Origin of the sequence: Palleronia pelagia (genome assembly GCF_900110115.1) — a bacterium.
GTDB classification, from domain to species: Bacteria; Pseudomonadota; Alphaproteobacteria; order Rhodobacterales; family Rhodobacteraceae; genus Palleronia; species Palleronia pelagia.
Genome location: NZ_FOCM01000001.1, coordinates 45,381 through 65,666, shown reverse-complemented (window position 1 = coordinate 65,666; position 20,286 = coordinate 45,381). Strand labels below are relative to the sequence as shown.

The window sequence follows — 20,286 nt, the reverse complement described above, 5'->3', positions numbered from 1 at the left end:
GAACTTCCGTCGCCGCAGGGCTGCGCGGCGGGCAACGGGGCCTTGCTAGTACGAGTTTCCACATGACCCTTCTTTCCGCGATCGAACAGGATCCGGCGCAAAGCCTAGTCATCTATCCCGCCCAGTCGTTCATCGCGGTGGACGGCGCCAACCTGGGCGACCCGCTTTCGGTGGCCGACGACCTGATCCTGGGCGACACCTATGCCCTGATGCGCGGGGCCGAGCCGGTGCGCCTGTCGGTCTCGCACCGTCCGGGCCAGATGGTCGTGGCACCGGGCACCGAGGCGGGGCTGGTCGGGGCGGATCTGCACCTGGACTGCCTGGCCACGTTCATGTCCACCGACGGTACCGCGGTCGAAACGCTGGTCATTGTCGAGCTGAACCGCGACCGCTGCACCATCGCGCAGGTCTACCTGTTCCCGCTGGCCCCATTGGCGTCGCGCCGCGACTACACGCTGGTCACCGTCGACCGCGACGCGGCCGCCGCCCGCTTTGCCGAGGCCGCCTGCGTGTCCTTCACCCGCGGCACCCACATCACCATGGCCAACGGACGCCAGGTTCCCATCGAGAAGCTGCGCGTGGGCGATCCGGTCCTGACCCGCGACCACGGCGTGCAGCAGGTGCGCTGGGTCGGCACACGCACCGTGCGGGCCATCGGCGCCTTCGCCCCGATCCGCATCGCCAAGGGCGTTCTGCACAACGAGAACGACCTGATCGTCAGCCCCAACCACCGCCTATTCGTCTACCAGCGCCAGGACCGCGCGGGCGTCGGCCGGGCCGAGGTGCTGGTGAAGGCGAAATACCTGGTCAATGGCGACACCGTGACCCGCACCGATGGCGGGTTCGTCGAGTATTACCAGCTGCTCTTCGACCGGCACGAGATCATCTATGCCGAGGGCATCGCCGCCGAGACGCTGCTGGTCGACACCCGCACCCGCAACGCCCTGCCCGAGGCCGTGGCATCGCATGCCGGCGAAGGTCTGCCCCCCGCGGCCGAGCTGGACGAGCACGGCACCCGCACCCCGATTTCCGTCGACACCCTGCGGCGCGCCTCGGCGTGCTGATCCGCGCCCTTGCACTGGCGCTCGTGGCCGCCGGACCGGTTGCCGCCCAATCCCTGCCGAGCGTGGAGGCCCCGCCCGCGATCCGCGCCGACCTGGCAGAGGGCAGGACCCTGGACACCGTGAAGGCGTGGGCGTGGGATTTCGACCAGGACGGGGCGGGCGATTACCTGGTGCAGGCGGCGTATCCCTTTCCCGGCGGCAACGCGGTGAGCCTGGGCTACTACGCCTATGTCGCCCGCGACGACGGCTTCGTGCGCGCGGCCGAATTCGACCTGACCGGCGGCATCGCGTCGGTCACCCCCGCGCCCGAAGGGCTGCTGCTGGAACTGTACGTGCTGCAGGACGGCGACCCGCGCTGCTGCCCGTCCGGGCGTCGCACGATGACGCTGCGCTTCTGATCAGCCGGGCCTGTCGTAGAAGAACTCTTCCCGCGTGATCTTGCCGTCCGCGACCGTGTAGACGGCGACCTCGCGCATCTGGAAGCGCTGATCATTCGACCGGTCGGTGGCGTCCACCTGGTAGATCACCGCGAACTTGTCATGGCCGTGGGGAAACGGCCCCTCGACCTCCATCGCGTGGGTCTCCATGTGCTCGTCCCACCAGGCATGCTTGCCGCGCAGCGCGTCCAGCCCGCGCGTCTCCCGGTCCTGCCCCTCGGGGCTCCAGGCCTCGATCGAGCGCGCATCCTCGTCGTAGATCTCGTCCAGCAGCCGGGTGCCGTCGCCATCGCGCACCCGCTCGACCAGCTGTTTCGCAACTGCCATCAGTTCCATGAGTCCACCTCCCCGTCAGGTGGGTTCAGCATACCACGAAACGCGCCCGATTGCGTGCCAATCCCGCGCGGCCTATATCGCAGCCCATGTTGGATCGTTCGCACAATGCCGCCCCCCTGCCGCCCGAGATCGCGCGGCGCAGGACCTTTGCCATCATCAGCCACCCGGACGCGGGCAAGACCACGCTGACCGAGAAGTTCCTGCTGTATGGCGGCGCCATCCAGATGGCCGGACAGGTCCGCGCCAAGGGCGAGGCGCGGCGCACGCGCTCGGACTTCATGCAGATGGAAAAGGACCGGGGCATCTCGGTCTCGGCCTCGGCCATGTCCTTCGATTTCGGCACCTACCGCTTCAACCTGGTGGACACGCCCGGCCACAGCGACTTCTCGGAAGACACCTATCGCACGCTCACCGCGGTGGACGCGGCGGTGATGGTGATCGACGGCGCCAAGGGCGTGGAGAGCCAGACCCAGAAGCTGTTCGAGGTCTGCCGCCTGCGCGACCTGCCGATCCTGACCTTCTGCAACAAGATGGACCGCGAGGCGCGCGACACGTTCGAGATCATCGACGAGATCCAGGAAAACCTGGCCATCGACGTGACGCCGGCCAGCTGGCCCATCGGCCAGGGCCGCGATTTCCTGGGCTGCTACGACATCCTGAACGACCGGCTGGAACTCATGGACCGGGCCGACCGCAACAAGGTAGCCGAGACCATCCGGCTGCAGGGCCTCGACGACCCGAAGATGGCCGATCACGTGCCCCCCGCCCTGCTGGAACAGCTGCGCGAAGAGGTCGAGATGGCGCGCGAGCTGCTTCCGGCCTTCGACCAGCAGGCGCTTCTGGACGGGACGCTCACGCCGATCTGGTTCGGCAGCGCCATCAACAGCTTCGGCGTGAAGGAGCTGATGACCGGGATCGGCGATTTCGGCCCCCAGCCCCAGCCGCAGAAGGCCGAGCCGCGCCAGATCAGCCCCGACGAGGACAAGGTCACCGGCTTCGTCTTCAAGGTGCAGGCCAACATGGACCCCAAGCACCGCGACCGCGTGGCCTTCGTCCGCATGGCGTCGGGGCATTTCAAGCGCGGCATGAAGCTGACCCATGTGCGCTCGAAGAAGCCCATGGCGATCTCGAACCCCGTGCTGTTCCTGGCCTCCGACCGTGAGCTGGCCGAAGAGGCCTGGGCCGGCGACATCATGGGCATCCCGAACCACGGGCAGCTGCGCATCGGCGACACGCTGACCGAAGGCGAGGCGCTGCGCGTCAGCGGCATCCCCTCGTTCGCGCCCGAGCTTCTGCAGAACTGCCGCGCGGGCGACCCGATGAAGGCCAAGCACCTGGACAAGGCCCTGAGCCAGTTCGCCGAGGAAGGCGCCGCCAAGGTGTTCAAGCCGATGATGGGCGCGGGGTTCATCGTGGGCGTGGTCGGCGCGCTCCAGTTCGAGGTCCTGGCCAGCCGGATCGAGCTGGAATACGGCCTGCCCGTCCGCTTCGAGGGCTCGCAGTTCACCTCGGCCCGCTGGGTGTCGGGCACGGACGCGGCGGTGGACAAATTCGTGCAGGCCAACAAGCAGCACATCGCCCACGACAATGACGGCGACCTCGTCTACCTAACGCGCCTGCAATGGGACATCGACCGTGTGGCGCGGGACTATCCCGACATCAACCTGACCGCGACAAAAGAGATGATGGTCTAGGCAATCGGAACGCGCCGGGGCGCCTGCGCGTTTTTGCCACATGACCGAATCCGAGCCGGGCGAAAACCACCGAGTGCAGTCCCTGCTCGCCCGGCTGGGCGAGTTGTCGGACGGCGACGGCGGCGTGCGGTTCGACGTGCTGCTCGAAACCCTGCAGGCGCGGGGATTCGGCCCGCTCCTCCTGACGATCAGCGCATTCCTGCTTCTGCCGGTGGGAATGGTGCCGGGCGTTCCGGCCCTGGTGGGCGCGACGCTGGTGATCCTGGGCGTGCAGCTACTGCGCGGCCGGCGCGGCTTGCGCGTGCCGGATATGCTGGGACGGCGCGAGATCCCGAAATCCGCCCTGTCGAGCGCGGTGAACAAGGCGTCCCCCGTGGCCAACTGGATCGACGACACCCTGTCCGGCCGGCTGCGGGGGCTGGCCCGGGCACGGGTCGTCCTGGCGGCCGTCGGCACGGCCACGGCGTTGGGCGGCGTGATCATGGTGCTGGTTGGCTTCGTGCCGGGGCTGCCCGCCATGCTGGCGGTGCCCTGCTTCCTGTTCGGGCTGGGCCTGACCATGGGCAACGGCGCGATCCTGCTTCTGGGCTTCGCGACGCTCGCCCCGGTGGGCTGGGCGATTGTGGCGGCGCTCTGACGGCCGGGCGCGGGAAACCACCCGCCGATTGACGACGGGCCGTCAAGCCAGTAGTCAGGCGCCGGGCGGCGATGCGCGTGCGCCTATTCGACGGGACGGCCGTTTTTCATCGTCCCAACATGCAAAGGCGGCACGGGCCGCCTCGACGTTCGGACACACATGACGAAATTCAGCGACCTGAAGCTGGGCCCCAAGGTCCAGAAAGCCATCGAAGAAGCCGGCTACACCACGCCGACCCCCATCCAGGCCGGGGCGATTCCCGCCGCGCTGGAGGGACGCGACGTGCTGGGCATCGCCCAGACCGGCACCGGCAAGACCGCGTCCTTCACCCTGCCGATGATCACCCAGCTCGCCCGCGGCCGCGCCAAGGCGCGCATGCCGCGCAGCCTGGTGCTGGCACCGACCCGCGAACTGGCCGCCCAGGTGGCCGAGAACTTCGACACCTACGCCAAGCACGTGCGCCTGACCAAGGCGCTGCTGATCGGCGGTGTCTCGTTCAAGGAACAGGACGTGCTGATCGACAAGGGCGTCGATGTGCTCATCGCGACGCCGGGCCGCCTGCTCGACCATTTCGAGCGGGGCAAGCTCCTGCTCACCGACGTCAAGATCATGGTGGTGGACGAGGCCGACCGGATGCTCGACATGGGGTTCATCCCCGATATCGAGCGGATCTTCAGCCTGGTCCCCTTCACCCGGCAGACGCTGTTCTTCTCGGCCACCATGGCGCCCGAGATCGAGCGGATCACCAACACCTTCCTGTCGAACCCCGAACGCGTCGAGGTCGCCCGCCAGGCCACCGCGTCCGAGACGATCGAACAGGGCGTGGTGATGTTCAAGGGCTCGCGCAAGGATCGCCAGCCCAGCGAGAAGCGCAAGCTGCTGCGCACGCTGATCGACAAGGAAGGCGACGCCTGCTCGAACGCGATCATCTTCTGCAACCGCAAGATGGACGTGGACGTGGTGGCCAAGAGCCTCAAGAAATACGGCTACGACGCGGCGCCCATCCATGGCGACCTGGACCAGTCGCAGCGCACCCGCACGCTCGACGGCTTCCGCGCGGGCGACCTGCGCTTCCTCGTCGCGTCGGACGTGGCCGCCCGGGGACTCGACGTGCCCGCCGTGAGCCACGTGTTCAACTTCGACGTGCCCAGCCACGCCGAGGATTACGTCCACCGCATCGGCCGGACCGGCCGCGCGGGGCGCGAGGGCAAGGCGATCATGATCTGCGTGCCCCAGGACGAAAAGAACCTCGACGATGTCGAGCGGCTGATCGAGAAACAGATCCCGCGCCTCGACAGCCCGCTGGGCAACGACGCGCCGAACGAGCCGGCGACGGCCGAGGCCGCGACCGACGAGAAGCCCAAGCGCAGCCGCTCGCGCCGCCGCAAGTCCGACGCAGACACCGCGCCGGCGAAAGCGGACACCGCCCCGGCGAAAGAAACCGCGTCCGAGGCACCCGCCGACGAGACTCCTTCGAAAGCCGAGACGCCGAAGGACGACGCCCCCAAGGCCGAAGCGCCCAAGGACGAGACGCCCAAGACCGAGGCCGAAAGCGGATCCCGCCGCGGTGGTCGCGGCCGGGGACGCGGCAAGGGCGCGTCGGGCGACGATGCGGTCAAGGGCATGGGCGATCATCTGCCGACATTCATCGAGAAGTCTTTCGAAGAGCGTCTGGCGGGCTAGCTCACGGTCCATGGGGCGTTTTACCTGCTTCCTCTTCGCCTCCGTCGTCTGTGCCACCCCTGCCCTGGCCGAGGATCTCTGCCGGGCCGAGGTCAACTCCACGACCCTCACCATCGACCGTGACGCGCTCGACGCGCCGCACCCGGGCCTGCGCGAACGCGCGGCGGGCTGGGCCGCTCTGGGCCTCGACCGGGTGCGGGGCCGTCCCCCCGCCTGCGACAGCGAAACGCTGATCGCGTTCCTCGCCCGCGAGGTTCCCGAAGATGATCTGAGCGGGTATTGCCTGTTGCCCGATGACCTGATGGGCTTCCTGCTGGTGCCGGGCGAACGTACGTACCGTGGCCGCTGCGCCCGCACCGCCTGCGAACGGGTCAACACCGCGCGCGACACGGCGGTGGGCATCGCCGGAACCGCCACCGATATCGCCGCGGGCCGCGCCGAAGGCCAGAGCCGCACCAATGCCGTCCTGCATGCCTCGGGCGCGGCAATCCTGTCGGGCAGCGCCGCATCGATCGCGTCCAGCGTCGGCAGCAGCGCCAGCGGCGCGGTCTCCGCAGCTTTGGCCGCCCCCGCGCTCGCCGGTACAGCGGCCGTCAGCCTGGTCGCCGTCGGCGGCGCCGTCTATCTCTGCTCAGGGGACGACGACGACGAGGCCGAGGGCACGGCCACGCCTGACGTGGCCCCGCAACCGATCGACTGAAAAGCCAGATGGGCGCGGCCCGCCCCGGCTTCATCTTTCGACAAATACCTCCGGGGAGGCCGCGAAGCGGACGGGGGCGGCGCCCCCTGCCCGGCCTCAGCTCAGGCGCGAGATCACCACGGTGACCTCGGGCTTGCGTCCCAGCTCGTCATTGGCGGTATTGCGAGCCACGCGGCGCAGCTGTTCGTCCAGCTTGTCGTCATCCATCAGCGTGCGGTCGTCGGCGCGTTGCATGAACTGGCCCAGGTCCTGCTCCATGATCTCGGCCACGGAACTCCCCGAGCGTCCCGTCTCGGGCAGGCCCACGAGCTCGACCCAGGGATCGCCCAGCGGCGTGTCGTCCTCGTCGATGATCAGGGTCACCACCACGTGGCCGTTCAGAGCCATGCGGATCCGGTCACGCACGATGCCGTCCAGCGCGCCGACCTGAACCGCGCCGTCCAGGTAAACGCGGCCGGTTTCCACGTACTCGACCACCTCAGGCTTGTTGCCCGACAGCGACACGCAGGTGCCGTTGGGCGCCAGCACCCCCGCACGGCCGTTATCCTTGGCCAGCTTCACGTGCTCGCGCAGGTGACGGTGTTCACCGTGCATGGGCACCACCATCTGCGGGCGCACGAGCTCGTGCATGGCCAGGATGTCGGGCCGGTTGGCGTGGCCCGACACGTGGTAGCGGCCGCCATCGTCGTCGACCACGTCGACGCCCTGCTCGGAAAACTGGTTCATGATCGAGATCACGCCCCGCTCGTTGCCGGGGATGGTCTTGGAGCTGAAGAGGAACGTGTCGCCCTCGGCCATGGTCAGCCCCATGTATTTCCCGCGCGCCAGCTGCGCCGACGCCGCGCGGCGTTCGCCTTGGCTGCCGGTCACGATCAGCATGAGGTTGCCGCGCGGCACCTCGCGCGCGTCCTCGGGCGGGATGGTCGACGGGAAATCGGACAGCACGCCGGTCTCGACCGAGGCCTCGATCATGCGGCGCATGGCCCGGCCCAGCAGGCAGACCGAGCGTCCGGCGGCAATGCCGGCCTCGGCCAGCGTCTTCACCCGCGCCACGTTCGACGCGAACGTTGTGGCCACCACCATGCCGGGCTGTTCGGCCACGAGCCGCGTGATCTCGGGCGCAAGCGAGGATTCGCTCCGCCCCTCGTGGCCCGAGAAGACGTTGGTCGAATCGCAGACCAGCGCTTTCACGCCGGGCTTCGACGCCTCGGTCCACAGGTCGCGGTCGAATGCCTCGCCCACGCCGGGATCGTAGTCGATCTTGAAGTCGCCGGTATGGATGACCCGCCCGTCCGGCGTCTCGATTACCATGGCCGAGCTTTCGGGGATCGAGTGGCTGACCGGCAGGAAGCCGATATTGAAATCGCCGATCTGGCGCATCTCGGGCCAGGGGCCCATCACCTGCACCTTGTCGGGGTTGTGACCCTGCTCTTCCATCTTGCGGCGCGCGTGATGCGCGGTGAAGGCCCGGGCATAGACCGGTGCATCCAGCTTGCCCCAGAGATGGCCGACAGCGCCCACGTGGTCCTCGTGGGCGTGGGTGATGAAGATGCCGTCGATGCGGTCCTTGCGCTCTTCCAGCCAGCTCACGTCCGGGAAGATCAGGTCAACCCCCGGCGTGGTGTCCATGTCGGGGAAGGTCACGCCCAGGTCGACCACGATCAGCCGCTCCTTGCCGGGTGTGCCGTAGCCGTAGACGTAACAGTTCATGCCGATCTCGCCCGCCCCTCCGAGGGGCAGGTAAATCAGTCGGTTTTCGCTCATGGTTAGTTACCCATTTCCTTGTTGTGACGATGGATCACGACCAACCCGTGCATCGTCAGATTGTCTTCGAACACGTCGAACAACGCGTCACCTTGCTGGAATAACGGTGCCAGCCCACCCGTTCCGATGACCTTCATGGGGCGGGCGCGCTCGTCCTTGATGCGCTCGACCACCCCGTTGATGAGGCCCACATAGCCCCAGAAAATTCCGGACTGCATGCAGTCGACGGTGTTCTTGCCCACGACCTGCGCGGGCTTGGTCACGTCGACCAGAGGCAATGCAGCTGCAGCGTCATGTAGGGCCTGCAGCGACAGATTAACACCCGGCGAAATGACACCGCCCACATAGGCGCCATCACGCCCCACCACGTCGAAGGTGGTGGCGGTGCCGAAATCCACGACGATCAGGTCCGGCCCGTGAAGATCGAAGCCGCCCACCGTGTTGACCAGCCGGTCCGGCCCCACCTGCGTGCCGCTGTCCACCCGCACGTCCACCGGCAGCAGGCAGTCGGGCTTGCCCACCACGTAAGGCCGGCAGTCGAAGTAACGGTTGCACAGGACCCGCAGGTTGAACACCACGCGCGGCACGGTCGAGCTGACGATCACCTCGTCGATCGCGACGTCGATCTTGTTCAGGCTCATCAGGGTGCGCAGCCAGACATAATACTGGTCCGCCGTGCGCTGCCATTCGGTCGAGGTGCGCCAGGTCGCGATGAAGCTCTCGCCGTCGAAGATCGAGAAAACGGTATTCGTGTTGCCGCAATCGATGGCCAGAAGCATGCGCGAGGTCCCCTAGAAGTAGATATCGGCGGCCGCGATCCGCCGCTCGCCCTCGGGAGTGTCGAGCACCAGGTGGCCGCCCTCATCCACGTCGCGGAACACGCCTGTGAGTTCTTCGGTGCCGGTGCGCGCGGTGATGACTTCGCCCAGGCGCGCGGCGTGGCGCAGCCATTTCTCGCGGATCGGCGCGAAGCCCAGCCGCTCGATGATTCCTTCTTCGGTGGCGTAGAACCCGGCGAGCGACGTGAGCAGATCCTCGGCCGCGATGTCGAGATCCAGCTTCACTGGCGGAAAGGCCGCGTCGCGGATTCCCTCGGGCACATGCGCGACGTTCACGCCGATCCCGATGGCCAGCCAGTCCACCGCGCCATTCCGCGTCGTCGTTTCCAGCAGGATCCCGGCCACCTTGCCGCCGTCCAGCAGCACGTCATTGGGCCATTTGAGCGACAGGCGCGTGCGGTCCACGTGCAGGGCAAGCGTCTCGAACAGGGCATTGGCGGCAAGAAAGCTGCGCAGCGCCGCCCATCCGGCAGTGCCCGTGGGCCGCATCATCAGCGTGGCCGAGAAATTGCCCCGCGGCGTGGCCCAGCTCCGGCCGCGCCGTCCGCGACCGCCGGTCTGTTCATGCCCTAGGATCCAGGTGGGGCGCTCCAGCGTGGGTGCCAGGCGAAGGCCCTCGGCATTGGTGCTGTCGATGCTGTCCCGAACCAGCCGTGCGTAGCCCTCGGGCCAGGACGGCTCAGTTGACAAGGGTTTGCGCCGCCAGGGCCGCCGCGCCCTCGACACCGAAGAGGTTCACGACGCCCAGCACCATCGCGGCGGCGGACGCCATGAGGAACCCCCAGAGCACCGGCGACCGTCCGCCGTTCAGCGCATCCGACGGCTCGCCGAAATACATGTAGTAGACGATCCGCAGGTAGTAATACGCCGCGATGGCCGAGGCGATCACGCCCAGCACCGCCAGCCACGCCATGTCGGCCTGCACCGCCGCGCTGAGCACGTAGAACTTGCCGAAGAAACCCACCAGCGGCGGCACGCCGGCCATCGAGAACATGAGCACCAGCACCGCCAGCGCCTTGGTCGGCTCGCGCGAGGCGTAGGAGTTCAGTGCGTCGATCCTCACCACCGGCACGCCGTCCTTCTCCATGGTCAGGATGAAGGCGAATGTGCCCACGTTCATGGTGACGTAGATGGCCATGTAGACCAGCATGGCCTGCACGCCGAAAGCCGTCCCGCTGGCCAGGCCCATCAGCGCGAAGCCCATGTGGTTGATCGAGGAATAGGCCATCAGCCGCTTGATGTCGGTCTGCCCAATGGCGGCAACGGCGCCCAGGAACATGGACGCGACCGACAGGAGCGCCACGATCTGGGTCCAGTCCGACACCACGCCACCGAACGCATCATGCACCACGCGGGCGAACAGCCCCATGGCCGCGACCTTGGGGGCCGTGGCGAAGAAGGCGGTGATCGGCGTGGGCGAGCCCTCGTAGACGTCGGGTGTCCACATGTGGAAGGGTGCCGCGCTGACCTTGAAGGCCAGGCCGGCCGCGATGAACACCAGGCCGAACAGTAGGCCCAGCGACGCCGTGCCCTCGCCCGCCGCCTCGATGATGCCGGAGAACAGCGTGGTGCCCGCGAAGCCATAGGTCAGCGACGCGCCATAGAGCAGCAGGCCCGAGCTGAGCGCGCCGAGGACGAAGTATTTCAGCCCGGCCTCGGTCGATTTCACGCTGTCGCGGCGCAGGGCGGCGACCACGTAGAGCGCCAGCGACTGAAGCTCGAGCCCCATGTAGAGCGCGATCAGGTCGCCCGCGCTGACCATGACCATCATGCCGATGGCCGCCAGGGTGACGAGGACGGGGTATTCGAACCGCAGCAGCCCGCGGCGGGCCATGTATTCCTGGCTCATCACCAGGATCGACGCGGCCGACAGCAGCACCACGACCTTGCCGAAGCGCGAGAACGCATCGTCGATGAACAGCCCGTTGAAGGCGACATCGGTGCCGCCGCCGCCCAGCCCGATCCACGCCGCCACCAGCACGAACAGGATGGCGGTGATCCACACCAGCGCGGGCGCCAGCCCGTCCTTGCGGGTGTAGACCGCGCCCAGCAGCGCCAGCATGGCGTAGACGGCCAGCAGGATCTCGGGCGCGAGGATGGCAAAATCGGCAGAGCTCATGGCGCCGCTCCCTTAATGTGCTTCGGCGACGGCGGTGCCGTCCGCGTGGCCGAGATCGGCCGCGGCGACCGCGTCGTCGTAATTCGTCAGAAGATCCGCCACCGCGGGCCCGATCCGGTCGGTCACCAGCGCGGGGTAGACGCCCAGCAGGATGGTCATGGCCGCCAGCGGGGCGAAGGTCCATTTCTCGCGCGGGGTCAGGTCCTGGATGGTCTTCAGGCTTTCCTTGATCAGCGCGCCCATGACCACCCGGCGATAGAGCCACAGAGCGTAGGCCGCCGACAGGATCACCCCCGTGGTCGCCACCGCCGCCACCCAGGTGTTGGCCTGGAACATGCCCATGAGCGTCAGGAATTCACCGACGAAGCCGCTGGTGCCCGGAAGGCCCACATTGGCCATGGTGAACAGCATGAAGATCAGCGCATAGGCCGGCATCCGGTTCACCAGCCCGCCATAGGCGTCGATCTCGCGCGTGTGCATCCGGTCGTAGATCACGCCGACGCACAGGAACAGCGCGCCCGAGATGAAGCCGTGGCTGATCATCTGGAAGATGGCGCCATCGAGCCCCTGCTGGTTCGCACTGAAGATACCGGCGGTGACATAGCCCATGTGGGCGACCGACGAATAGGCGATGAGCTTCTTCATGTCGGTCTGCGCCAACGCGACCAGCGAGGTGTAGACGATGGCGATGGCGCTCAGCCACAGCACGAAGGGCGCCAGGATCTCGGACGCGACCGGGAACATGGGCAGCGAGAAGCGCAGGAAGCCGTAGCCGCCCAGCTTCAGCAGGATCGCGGCCAGCACGACCGACCCGGCCGTGGGCGCCTGCACGTGCGCGTCGGGCAGCCAGGTGTGCACCGGCCACATGGGCATCTTGACCGCGAAGCTGGCGAAGAAGGCCAGCCACAGCATGGTCTGCAGCCCGCCCACGACCTGGATGCCGAGGACGCTGAAGGTGCCGAAGCTGAACTCGTGCTCGAGCAGCGCGGGGATGTCGGTCGTTCCCGCGTCGTTGAACATGGCGATCATCGCCACCAGCATCAGCACCGAGCCGAGGAAGGTGTAGAGGAAGAACTTGAACGCGGCATAGATCCGGTTCGCCCCGCCCCAGATGCCGATGATCAGGAACATAGGGATCAGGCCGGCCTCGAAGAACAGGTAGAACAGTACCATGTCCAGCGCCATGAACACGCCCAGCATGAGCGTCTCGAGCACGAGGAAGGCGATCATGTATTCCTTCACGCGCGTCTCGACCTGCCAGCAGCTGATGATGACCAGCGGCATGAGGAAGGTGGTCAGCATGACGAACAGCACGCTGATCCCGTCGACGCCCATCTTGTAGTTCAGGCCGAGGATCCACTCGCCCTCTTCCACGAACTGGAAGCCCGCCCCGGGATCGAACCCGGCCAGCACGAACAGCGACAGGAGGAAGCTGACCACGGTGGCGATCAGCGCCAGCCACTTGGCGTTCTTCTGCGCGGCCGCGTCGTCGCCGCGAAGGAACAGCGCCAGGATGGCCGCGGCCAGAAGCGGCACGAAGCAGATGATCGAAAGCAAATTGTCCATCAGTCCGCCCCTCCGCCGAGCGTCATCAGGGTGATGAGGAGCGCGATGCCCAGAACCATCGCGAAGGCATAGTGAAACAGGTATCCGCTTTGCGCGCGGCCGGCGAGCCGGGTGAGCATCGGGATGATCCCCATGGCCAGGCCGTTGATGCCGCCGTCGATGACGTTGCCGTCGCCGCGCCGCCACAGGAAGCTGCCAAGCGATTTGGCCGGGCGCACGAAGACCGCGTCGTAGATCTCGTCCACGTACCACTTGTTGAGCAGGAAGCGGTAGAGCACCGGGTTGGCGCCGGCCAGGCGGCCAGGCAGCTCGGGCCGGCGGATATACATGAGCCAGGCCAGGGACAGCCCGAGGATCATCGCGATGAACGGGCTGATCTTCACCAGCGTCGGCGCATGGTGCGCATCGTCCATGACATGGTTGTCGGGCGCCATGTAGATGGCCCCGGCCTCCCAACCGCCTGCCATCACATCGCCGTGGGTGCCCTCGCCGCCGTGGCTGTCCTCGGTCGGCTCGGTCGCGTCGTCCACGGCTTCGGCCACGTCGCCCTGCGCCAGTTCCTGCGCGGCTTCGCCCACGCCCTCGCCGGTGTCGTCGCCGGCGGCGGTTTCGGCGCCGTGGTCATCGGCGGCCTCGGCCTCGGCATGGGCCGGGATGCCGAAATAGCGGTTCACCTGCGCCTGGTCGCCGAAGAACGACCCGTACCAGATCATGCCCGCCAGGACCGACCCGACCGCCAGGACGCCTAGCGGGATCAGCATGATGTTGGGCGACTCGTGCGCGTGCTCGTGCGTGTGCTTGTCGCCGCGCGCCTTGCCCCAGAAGGTCAGGAACATCAGCCGCCAGCTGTAGAAGCTGGTCATGGCGGCCGCGATCACCAGCATCCAGAAGGCATAGGTGCCGACGCCGGATTGGGCGCCCCAGGCCGACTCGATCACCGCGTCCTTCGACAGGAACCCGGCGAAGCCGATATGGGTCAGCGGGATGCCGACGCCGGTGATGGCCAGCGTGCCGATCAGCATGGCGTAGAAGGTGTAGGGCAGCTTGTCCTTCAGCCCGCCGTAGTTCCGCATGTCCTGCTCGTGGTGCATCCCGTGGATGACCGAACCGGCACCGAGGAACAGCATCGCCTTGAAGAAGGCGTGCGTGAACAGGTGGAACATGGCGACCGAATAGACGCCCACGCCCGCGGCCACGAACATGTAGCCCAGCTGCGAACAGGTCGAATAGGCGATCACGCGCTTGATGTCGTTCTGCACCAGGCCCACCGTCGCCGCGAAGAACGCGGTCGAGGCGCCGAGGAAGGTGATGAAGGCCGTGGCGTTGGGCGCGTATTCCATGATCGGCGACATGCGGCAGACCAGGAAGACGCCCGCGGTCACCATCGTCGCCGCGTGGATCAGGGCGGACACGGGCGTCGGGCCTTCCATGGCGTCGGGCAGCCACGTGTGCAGGATCAGCTGTGCCGATTTGCCCATGGCGCCCACGAACAGCAGGAAGGCCACCAGCTCGGCCGCGTTCCAGGTGGTCCAGAGGAAGCTGAGCTCGGTCTGCGCAAGCTCGGGCCCGGCGGCGAAGATGTCGTTGAACTGGACGCTGTCGACCAGGAAGAACAGCGCGAAGATCCCCAGCGCGTACCCGAAATCGCCCACGCGGTTGACAACGAAGGCCTTGATCGCGGCGGCGTTGGCGCTGGGCTTGCGGTAGTAGAAGCCGATCAGCAGGTAGGACGCGACGCCCACGCCTTCCCAGCCGAAGAACATCTGGACGAGGTTGTCGGCCGTCACCAGCGTCAGCATCGCGAAGGTGAAGAAGGACAGGTAGGCGAAGAACCGGGGGCGGTAGCTTTCGCCTTCCTTGAAGTTCTCGTCATGGGCCATGTAGCCGAAGCTGTAGAGATGGACGAGCGCCGAGACCGTCGTCACCACCACCAGCATGATCGCGGTCAGCCGATCCAGACGGATCGCCCAGTCGGTAGCGAGCGAGCCGGACTCGATCCAGCGCAGGATCTGGACCTGGCGCATCTCGCCGTCGAAGCCCAGGAACACGATCCACGACAGCACGGCCGCGAGGAACAGCAGGCCCGTGGCGGTCCACTGCGCCGGCTTCTCACCGATGAAGCGCCAGCCGAAGCCGCAGATCAGCGCGCCGACCAGCGGCGCGAACAGGATGATCGTCGTCATGCGCTCAGCCCTTCATCACGTTGACGTCTTCGACGTCGATGGTGCCGCGGTTGCGGAAGAAACAGACGAGGATCGCGAGGCCGATGGCCGCCTCGGCCGCGGCGACGGTCAGCACGAACAGGGTAAAGACCTGACCGACCAGATCACCCAGGTAGGCCGAGAAGGCGACCAGGTTGATGTTCACGGCCAGCAGCATCAGCTCGACGCTCATCAGGATGATGATGACGTTCTTGCGGTTCAGGAACAGGCCGAAAATCCCGATCACGAACAACGCGGCCGCGACGGTCAGGTAATGCTCAATTCCGATCATGTCCCTCGTCCTTCTTGGTCTTCTGGGGGCATCGGGGACCGGCCCCGCGCCCGATTGCCGGATAGGCCATCGGCCCCCGAGGTTAAAGCCCCTGCCCCGGCTTCACGTCCTTCAATTCCATCGCCTTGGCCGGATCGCGCATCATCTGGGCGACCACGTTCTGACGTTTCACGTCCGAGCGATGGCGCAGCGTCAGCACGATGGCCCCGATCATCGCCACCAGCAGGATCAGCCCCGCCAGCTGGAACAGCAGCAGGTAGTCGTCGTAGATCAGCTGACCCAGCAGGTTGGTGTTGGCGGCGTTGGTGAAATCCTCGGGCCGGGCGGCCAGGTTCTGTTCGGCGATGGGGCTGGATTGCCAGACGCCGAAGGCGATGCCCAGCTGCATGAGGATCACGACCCCGATCAGCAACGCCAATGGCATGTACTTGGCCATCTCGGCCTTCAGCTCGGCGAAATCCACGTCGAGCATCATCACCACGAACAGGAACAGCACCGCGACCGCGCCCACGTATACGATGATCAGCAGCATGGCCACGAACTCGGCGCCCAACAGGACGAACAGGCCCGCCGACGACAGGAAGGCCAGGATCAGCCACAGGACCGAGTGCACCGGGTTGCGGGCGATAACGGTGAACAGCCCCGCCGCGACCACGGCGGTCGCGAACAGGTAGAAGGCGAAATCGGCTGGGGTCATGGATGAATCCTCGGGTCCGGCGGGACGCGGCTCAGCGGTAGGGCGCGTCGATTTCCAGGTTGCGGGCGATCTCGGCTTCCCAGCGCTCGCCGTTTTCCAGAAGCTTCTGCTTGTCGTAGTACAGCTCTTCCCGGGTTTCGGTCGAGAACTCGAAATTCGGCCCCTCGACGATGGCATCGACCGGGCAGGCTTCCTGGCAGAAACCGCAATAGATGCATTTTGTCATGTCGATGTCATAACGCGTGGTACGGCGGCTGCCGTCCTCGCGCGGTTCGGCATCGATGGTGATGGCCTGCGCGGGGCAGATCGCCTCGCACAGCTTGCAGGCGATGCAGCGCTCTTCCCCGTTGGGATAGCGGCGCAGCGCGTGTTCGCCACGGAACCGTGGGCTGATCGGGCCCTTCTCGTGCGGATAGTTCAGGGTGGCCTTGGGGGCGAAGAAGTACTTCAGCCCCAGCTTCAGGCCCTTGAACATGTCGAACAGCAGCCAGTAACGGCCCGCGCGGGCATAGTCGAAACCGGTGTCAGCCATGGGTCGCCTCCTTGGTGGCGGTAGCAATTTCGGGCGTCCGGGCGGCGCGACGGCCACCCCGGACGGATGCGGCGCGACGGGCGCCGCCTTGATATGGACCTGCGCCGCAGCGCCGCGTCAGGCGAGCGAGCGCGGGCGTTCCGGCCCCGTGCAGACGCGTGACAGCACCGACGCCCAACGATCAGCCCCCCACCGTCCAACGGGCGTAGGCGCCGCCGAACAGCTCGAAATGGGCGAAGAACGACACCAGCACGACCCAGAACAGGCTGAACGGCAGGAACACCTTCCAGCCCAGTCGCATCAGCTGGTCGTAGCGATAGCGGGGCACGACGGCCTTCACCATCGCGAAGAGGAAGAAGAAGAATGCCATCTTCAGCACCATCCAGAACGCCCCGTCAGGCAGGAACGGGATGGGCGACAGCCAGCCGCCGAAGAACAGCAGCGTGGTCACGGCGCAGAGCAGGAAGATCGCGATGTATTCGCCGGCCATGAACAGCAGGAACGGGGTCGAGCTGTATTCCACCTGGTAGCCGGCGACGAGCTCGGACTCGGCCTCGGGCAGGTCGAAGGGCGGGCGGTTGGTCTCGGCCAGGCACGAGATGAAGAACAGGAATACCATCGGGAAGTGCGGCAGCCAGTACCAGTTGAACAGGCCCAGGTTGCCGTCCTGCGCGCGCACGATGTCGCCGAAGTTCAGGCTGCCGGTGGTGATGATGACACCGATGATGATCAGGCCCAGCGACACCTCGTACGAGATCATCTGCGCCGCCGAGCGCAGCGACCCGAGGAACGGATATTTCGAGTTCGACGCCCAGCCGCCCATGATGACGCCGTACACTTCCAGCGACGAGATCGCGAAGATGAACAGTACGGCCACGTTGATGTCGGCCAGCACCCATGTGTCGTTGAACGGGATCACGGCCCAGGCCAGCATCGCCAGCACGAAGGACATGAGCGGCGCCATCAGGAACACCGTTCGGTCCGCGCCGGCGGGCACCACGATTTCCTTCAGAACGTATTTCAGCGCGTCGGCCACCGTCTGCAGCAGGCCGAAGATGCCGACCACGTTCGGGCCGCGCCGCATCTGCACGGCGGCCCAGATCTTGCGGTCGCCGTAGACCATGAACAGCAGGCTCACCATGACGAAGGTCACGATCAGACCGGCCTGCGCCGCGACGATCAGGACGATGCCCGCTGGGGTGGTCAGGAATTCAGACATGATGGCTTGGCTCCGTCACTGTCAGACCGTTGGAATGCCGTCCTGCTGGCAGGTCGCCACGACGACTTCGGCGTCAATATTTCGGGCCCCCGGTGGCAGCGCGGGCGACACCGTGTAAACCGCATCTCCGCGCCAAACGCCACCCTCTTCCTCGACATTCGTGCGGATGTGCCGCGCGAAACCGAAGCCGCGGATCAGGGCGTATTGCGCGGCAGCGCAGCGGGCATAGGCATCCACGTCCGCCGGGGCGCGCGCGCCGCGCATCTCGACCAGGAAATTCACCAGGTCAGGCTCCAGCAGGCGCGTCTGGACACCTGCATAGCTGGCGTTCTCGGGCGGGATCACCCGGGTCACCGGCAGGTCGGGGCCATCATCGACGGCCCCCGAGCAGCCCCCGAGCGCAAGAGCCACCACCGCGATGGAGGCCGGGCGCATTCCGGTCACTCGGCCGCAAGCGCGGCACCCGCGCGCGCCTTGGCGCCCGCGCTGAGCTCGGCCATGAGCTGGCTCGCCCGGGCAATCGGGTTCACCAGGTAATGGTCCTGAAGCGCCTGCCCGAAGGGCGTCTTGGCCACGTCGCCGCGGGCAAGGGTTTCCCCCTCGTTCTCGGCCAGCTCGTCCAGCAGGCCCAGATGCGGCACCGCGTCGACCATGCCGCGCCGCAGCTCGGCGATGGAATCGAAGGGCAGCGTCGCGCCCATCTCGGCCGACAGGGCGCGCAGGATGGCCCAGTTTTCCTTGGCTTCACCGGGGGCGAAGTTGGCGCGCAGCGCCAGCTGCGGACGACCTTCGGTATTGACGAACAGGCCCTGCTCCTCGGTCCAGGCGGCGGCGGGCAGGATGATGTCGGCCCGGTGCGCGCCCCGGTCACCATGACTGCCCTGGTAGATCACTGTGGGCCCCTGGGCGACCTCGACCTCGTCGGCGCCCAGCGAGAAAATCACCTCGGCCCCGTCCATGGCAGCGTCCAGGCCGCCCTCGGTAACCGCGCCCACGTCCATCGCACCCACGCGCGACGCGGCGGTGTGCAGGATCAGCAGGCCCGAGCCCGTCGCCTCGGCCAGCGCCTGCGCGGCGGCCAGGACGGCCGCGCCGTCGTCGCGGCGGAGGGCGGCCTGGCCCACGATGATGACCGACGGCTTCTCGCGCACGTCGGAATGGTCGCGCGACAGCAGGTCGTCCAGCGTGCCCGGGCCGTCGCCCAGGTGGTCGTAGGAATAGGTCAGGTCCACGGCCTCGCCCACCAGGCCCACATCGGCGCCGCGCAGCCAGGCCTTGCGGATCCGGCTGTTCAGCACCGGCGCTTCGAGCCGGGGGTTGGTGCCGATCAGCATGACGGCCTTCGCGTGGTCGATATCCTCGATCGCGGCGGTGCCGGCATAGGCGGCGCGGTTGCCCTGGGGCAGCTTGGCGCCGTCGAGACGACACTCGACCTTGCCGCCCTGCCCTTCGACCAGTTGCTTCAGCGCATGGATCGCCTCGGTCGGCGCAAGGTCCCCGACGAGCCCGGCGATCTTCTTGCCCTTCATGGCCTCGGCCGCGGCCGACAGGGCCTCGGGCCAGGTGGCCGGGCGCAGCTTGCCGTTCTCGCGGATATAGGGCTTGTCGAGCCGTTGCCGGCGCAGGCCGTCCCACACGTAGCGCGACCGGTCGGCGAGCCACTCCTCGTTGATGCCGTCATTGTTGCGCGGCAGGATGCGCATGACTTCGCGCCCCTTGGTGTCCACGCGGATGTTCGAGCCGAGCGCATCCATCACGTCGATGGTCTCGGTCTTCTGCAGCTCCCACGGGCGGGCGGTGAACGCATAGGGCTTAGAGGTCAGCGCGCCCACCGGGCACAGGTCCACGATGTTGCCCTGCATCTCGGAGTCGAGGGTCTGGCCCAGGTAGCTGGTGATCTCGGCATCCTCGCCCCGGCCGGTCTGGCCCAGCTCGGGCATGCCCGCGACCTCGGTGATGAAGCGCACGCAGCGGGTGCACGAGATGCAGCGCGTCATGTGGGTGCCGACCAGCGGGCCCAGGTCCATGTTGGTGACCGACCGCTTCGGTTCGCGGAAGCGCGAGAAGTCGACGCCATAGGCCATGGCCTGGTCCTGCAGGTCGCATTCGCCGCCCTGGTCACAGATCGGGCAGTCCAGCGGGTGGTTGATGAGCAGGAACTCCATCACCCCTTCGCGGGCCTTCTTGACCATGGGGCTGTTCGTCTTGACCTGCGGCGGCGCGCCTTCGGGGCCGGGGCGCAGGTCGCGCACCTGCATGGCACAGCTGGCGGCGGGCTTGGGCGGGCCGCCCACGACCTCGACCAGGCACATGCGGCAGTTGCCGGCGATGGACAGGCGTTCGTGGTAGCAGAACCGCGGGATCTCGATCCCGGCCTGTTCGCAGGCCTGGATCAGGGTCATCGCCGGATCGACCTCGATCTCTCGCCCGTCGATGATGATTTTGCGAAGATCGCTCATGCCGCTCGTCTCCAAAGGGTCGCAAGGGGGCGTGGGCCGCGCCGGAT

Annotated in this window: 19 protein-coding genes; 6 read left to right on the top strand and 13 right to left on the bottom strand. The window is 67.1% G+C overall.

Annotated elements, in window-relative coordinates:
* Positions 1–62: 62 nt before the first annotated feature.
* Positions 63–1,064, top strand: a complete 1,002-nt coding sequence (locus tag BMX96_RS00320) for a Hint domain-containing protein (protein ID WP_091842964.1) — start codon at positions 63–65, stop codon at positions 1,062–1,064.
* A gap of 62 nt (positions 1,065–1,126) precedes the next feature.
* Positions 1,127–1,462 (top strand): hypothetical protein, encoded by a 336-nt coding sequence (locus BMX96_RS00315; protein ID WP_139209894.1) that lies wholly within the window; start codon positions 1,127–1,129, stop codon positions 1,460–1,462.
* Here the strand turns inward: BMX96_RS00315 and BMX96_RS00310 are convergent, their stop codons facing one another.
* Complete coding sequence (locus tag BMX96_RS00310) at positions 1,463–1,837, bottom strand: nuclear transport factor 2 family protein (protein WP_091842958.1); 375 nt, start codon at positions 1,835–1,837, stop codon at positions 1,463–1,465. It abuts the gene before it with no gap.
* Positions 1,838–1,923: 86 nt separating this feature from the next.
* Here BMX96_RS00310 and BMX96_RS00305 point away from each other — a divergent pair, with 86 nt between their 5' ends.
* The 4 genes from BMX96_RS00305 to BMX96_RS00290 all read left to right on the top strand — a co-directional run bounded on the left by BMX96_RS00305 (position 1,924) and on the right by BMX96_RS00290 (position 6,551).
* The gene (locus tag BMX96_RS00305) at positions 1,924–3,531 is read left to right on the top strand and encodes a peptide chain release factor 3 (protein WP_073128881.1); all 1,608 of its coding nucleotides are present in this window, start codon (positions 1,924–1,926) and stop codon (positions 3,529–3,531) included.
* Between the two features lie 40 nt (positions 3,532–3,571).
* A complete protein-coding gene (locus tag BMX96_RS00300) occupies positions 3,572–4,168 on the top strand; it encodes an exopolysaccharide biosynthesis protein (protein ID WP_091842956.1) in 597 nt (198 codons plus the stop codon).
* Positions 4,169–4,327: 159 nt separating this feature from the next.
* On the top strand, positions 4,328–5,851 hold the full coding sequence (locus BMX96_RS00295) for a DEAD/DEAH box helicase (protein WP_091842952.1): 1,524 nt from the start codon (positions 4,328–4,330) through the stop codon (positions 5,849–5,851).
* 10 nt (positions 5,852–5,861) lie between these two features.
* On the top strand, positions 5,862–6,551 hold the full coding sequence (locus tag BMX96_RS00290; protein ID WP_091842949.1) for a hypothetical protein: 690 nt from the start codon (positions 5,862–5,864) through the stop codon (positions 6,549–6,551).
* Between the two features lie 96 nt (positions 6,552–6,647).
* On the opposite strand, the gene BMX96_RS00285 is transcribed toward BMX96_RS00290, so the two are convergent.
* The 12 genes from BMX96_RS00285 to nuoG form a co-directional block, all read right to left on the bottom strand.
* On the bottom strand, positions 6,648–8,315 hold the full coding sequence (locus tag BMX96_RS00285; protein ID WP_091842945.1) for a ribonuclease J: 1,668 nt from the start codon (positions 8,313–8,315) through the stop codon (positions 6,648–6,650).
* A gap of 2 nt (positions 8,316–8,317) precedes the next feature.
* Positions 8,318–9,094 (bottom strand): type III pantothenate kinase, encoded by a 777-nt coding sequence (locus BMX96_RS00280; protein WP_091842942.1) that lies wholly within the window; start codon positions 9,092–9,094, stop codon positions 8,318–8,320.
* Positions 9,095–9,106: 12 nt separating this feature from the next.
* Complete coding sequence (locus tag BMX96_RS00275) at positions 9,107–9,844, bottom strand: biotin--[acetyl-CoA-carboxylase] ligase (RefSeq protein WP_091842940.1); 738 nt, start codon at positions 9,842–9,844, stop codon at positions 9,107–9,109.
* Entirely contained in the window at positions 9,834–11,273 is a 1,440-nt protein-coding gene (nuoN, locus tag BMX96_RS00270; RefSeq protein WP_073128874.1) for an NADH-quinone oxidoreductase subunit NuoN, read from the bottom strand. The genes BMX96_RS00275 and nuoN overlap by 11 nt, the downstream gene beginning before the upstream one ends.
* A gap of 12 nt (positions 11,274–11,285) precedes the next feature.
* A complete protein-coding gene (locus tag BMX96_RS00265) occupies positions 11,286–12,839 on the bottom strand; it encodes an NADH-quinone oxidoreductase subunit M (RefSeq protein ID WP_091842937.1) in 1,554 nt (517 codons plus the stop codon).
* On the bottom strand, positions 12,839–15,022 hold the full coding sequence (nuoL, locus tag BMX96_RS00260) for an NADH-quinone oxidoreductase subunit L (protein ID WP_091842934.1): 2,184 nt from the start codon (positions 15,020–15,022) through the stop codon (positions 12,839–12,841). Before nuoL ends, BMX96_RS00265 begins: the two co-directional genes overlap by 1 nt.
* A gap of 4 nt (positions 15,023–15,026) precedes the next feature.
* Positions 15,027–15,332: an NADH-quinone oxidoreductase subunit NuoK gene (gene nuoK, locus BMX96_RS00255; protein WP_073128871.1), complete on the bottom strand. Its 306-nt coding sequence runs from the start codon at positions 15,330–15,332 to the stop codon at positions 15,027–15,029.
* A gap of 82 nt (positions 15,333–15,414) precedes the next feature.
* Positions 15,415–16,029 (bottom strand): NADH-quinone oxidoreductase subunit J, encoded by a 615-nt coding sequence (locus BMX96_RS00250; protein ID WP_091842931.1) that lies wholly within the window; start codon positions 16,027–16,029, stop codon positions 15,415–15,417.
* Positions 16,030–16,060: 31 nt separating this feature from the next.
* Positions 16,061–16,561 (bottom strand): NADH-quinone oxidoreductase subunit NuoI, encoded by a 501-nt coding sequence (gene nuoI / locus BMX96_RS00245; protein ID WP_073128869.1) that lies wholly within the window; start codon positions 16,559–16,561, stop codon positions 16,061–16,063.
* A gap of 181 nt (positions 16,562–16,742) precedes the next feature.
* Entirely contained in the window at positions 16,743–17,780 is a 1,038-nt protein-coding gene (gene nuoH / locus BMX96_RS00240; RefSeq protein ID WP_091842927.1) for an NADH-quinone oxidoreductase subunit NuoH, read from the bottom strand.
* Positions 17,781–17,801: 21 nt separating this feature from the next.
* Positions 17,802–18,215, bottom strand: a complete 414-nt coding sequence (locus BMX96_RS00235; protein WP_073128867.1) for a hypothetical protein — start codon at positions 18,213–18,215, stop codon at positions 17,802–17,804.
* Positions 18,216–18,220: 5 nt separating this feature from the next.
* Complete coding sequence (nuoG, locus tag BMX96_RS00230) at positions 18,221–20,239, bottom strand: NADH-quinone oxidoreductase subunit NuoG (RefSeq protein ID WP_091842924.1); 2,019 nt, start codon at positions 20,237–20,239, stop codon at positions 18,221–18,223.
* Positions 20,240–20,286: the final 47 nt, after the last annotated feature.